The 1999-nt window shown below is 73.4% G+C and carries 3 protein-coding genes; 1 reads left to right on the forward strand and 2 read right to left on the reverse strand.

Annotated features, from left to right (window positions below; genetic code table 11):
• Positions 1-509 (reverse strand): hypothetical protein (locus tag FGF04_RS38980; RefSeq protein ID WP_223146457.1); only part of this gene is annotated, 509 nt, incomplete at its 3' end.
• Between the two features lie 406 nt (positions 510-915).
• On the opposite strand from FGF04_RS38980, the gene FGF04_RS38985 reads away from it, so the two are divergent.
• Complete coding sequence (locus tag FGF04_RS38985) at positions 916-1344, forward strand: protease inhibitor (RefSeq protein WP_149516125.1); 429 nt, start codon at positions 916-918, stop codon at positions 1342-1344.
• A 175-nt stretch (positions 1345-1519) separates the two neighbouring features.
• Here FGF04_RS38985 and FGF04_RS38990 read toward each other — a convergent pair whose 3' ends face one another.
• Positions 1520-1909, reverse strand: coding sequence for an STAS domain-containing protein (locus FGF04_RS38990; RefSeq protein ID WP_235882747.1), 390 nt, complete (start codon positions 1907-1909; stop codon positions 1520-1522).
• Between the last annotated feature and the right edge of the window lie 90 nt (positions 1910-1999).

A 1999-nucleotide genomic window follows, 5' to 3' on the forward strand; every position in this document is an offset into this window, starting at 1 on the left:
GCGGCAGGGGAGGCGAGGGGGATCACCAGGCCGGTGTCCGTCCCGAGGACGGGGAGCGGCCGGTCCCGGGGCACCCCGCCGACGGCCACCACCGGCACCCCGTGCATCAGGAAGCAGCCCCCGCCCGCCTCCGTGCACCGCCGCACCCGTTCCCGGTGCGGCACCCGTCCGGCCGAGGCGTCGAGCCCGGCGTCGAAGCCGTGCTCCCGGCAGTGCGCCGCGAAGAGGTCGGCCAGCCGCTCCGCCCCGGAGGCCGGGACGTCGTGGAGCGTGCGGCCCGGCTGCCGGGCGAAGGAGTGGGCCGCGGTGGCCGCGTCGGGACCGGTGACGGCGAAGTCGGTCGCCGCGGCCACGTCGGCCGCGACCGCGGGGTCGTGTATCCCGAAGGCCGCCGGGTCCACCAGCGCGGGTGAATCCTCCCCGCTCCACATGCCCAGATGACCGCCGTCGACGATCACCAGCTCACCGGACGGACAGGTGATCTCGCCCAGCCCGTAGATCTCTCCCATGGCGGGGCAGTCTACGAAGGGCGGGATCCCGCACAGCACCCCTGTCGCAGGAGCTGTCCGGTTTTCGCCCGAGGCCCGCGGGCCGTACGCAGGCCGCACGCGGACGGTGCACGGGTCGCACGCGGGCCGTGCGCGGGACCTGCTTCCGGGTCGAAGCGGAATGTTTCAGGCCTATTGCCGAGGACGGGAAATCCGGCCAGCGGGCTCCGGTCGTGACCATGGAACCGCTCAGTTCCAAGGGGGACTTGTTCGAATTCTGTCACTTCACGCCACTGATTCAATACGCAATGTTACCGAAACGCATGGGGTCGACGTGTGTTTCCGGCGCCGACTCGGCAGACTCGCGCTCGCCGCACCGGCACCACCGAGCCGGTGCGGCGACCGAACGAGCGGAAGGATGCACACGATGCCGAACACCGCGCGGTGGGCAGCGACGATCACCCTGACGGCCACCGCCGTCTGCGGTCCCCTCACCGGGACCGCCCTCGCCGACCCTTCGCCGACCTCGCTCTACGCGCCCTCGTCCCTGGTGCTCACCACGGGGCACGGCGAGATCGCGGCCGAGGCCGCACCGGAACGCGCGGTCACCCTCAGCTGTGCGCCGACGGCCTCCGGCACCCACCCGGCCGCGGTCGCGGCCTGCGGTGAACTGCGGGCCACGGGAGGGGACTTCGACGCCCTGATGGCCAGATCCGGCGTCCTGTGCACCCGCGAGTACGACCCCGTCGTCGTCACGGTCGACGGCGTCTGGCAGGGCAGGCGGATCTCCTACGAACGTACCTTCGCCAACGAGTGCGTGAAGAACTCCTACGGGACGGCCGTCTTCACGTTCTGAGAGCCGGGGTCGCGCGGCCCTCCGAGTGCGTCGACGGAGGCCCGCCGTAGCGGATGGGGAGTGCGAGTCCCGTCGCGGAGTGTGCCGTGCGACCTCGCCACAGGGGCCGGCGGAGACGGAGTGGGGCCGTCTCCGCCGGCCCTGGCGTCGTCACGGGGCCGGTGCGGCCGGCCGGTCACGTCCCGGACGGCTCCTGCGCCCCGCTCGCCCCGCGGGGCGGGAGCGGGAGTTCCGGCAGGGGAGGGAAGCGGCCGAGGAGGCCGCAGGCGCGCAGCATCCGGTGGATCCGGGGCTGGTCCGAGACCAGGCGCAGGCCGCCGCCGCGCTCCCTGGCCCGCCGCTCGGCCCGGCACAGCACCCGCAGCCCCGAGCAGTCGAAGAAGTCGACCCGGCGCAGGTCCACCACGACCTGCGGGGCCTCGTCCCGGGTGAGGGCGTCCAGCTGCTCGCCGAGGGCGTCGGCCGTCGCCATGTCGATCTCGCCCAGTACCTCGACGACCGTGTACCCCGGGCCCGGACGGCTGTGGGCGTACGGGTTCGGCGGGGGGAGGTGGGGCTGGTGCACGTGACCCCCGGACGGTCCGGGGGGCTGATCGTGACATTTCGGCGGCATAGGCTCCCCCTCGACAAGGGCGGGCACATTCGATCGGGGTAG

This window comes from Streptomyces apricus (assembly GCF_008369065.1).
GTDB lineage: Bacteria > Actinomycetota > Actinomycetes > Streptomycetales > Streptomycetaceae > Streptomyces > Streptomyces apricus.

What these genes read in the sequence shown, in the direction of transcription:
- FGF04_RS38985 (WP_149516125.1), top strand. Translation starts at nt 916, where the DNA reads ATGCCGAACACCGCGCGGTGGGCAGCGACGATCACCCTGACGGCCACC.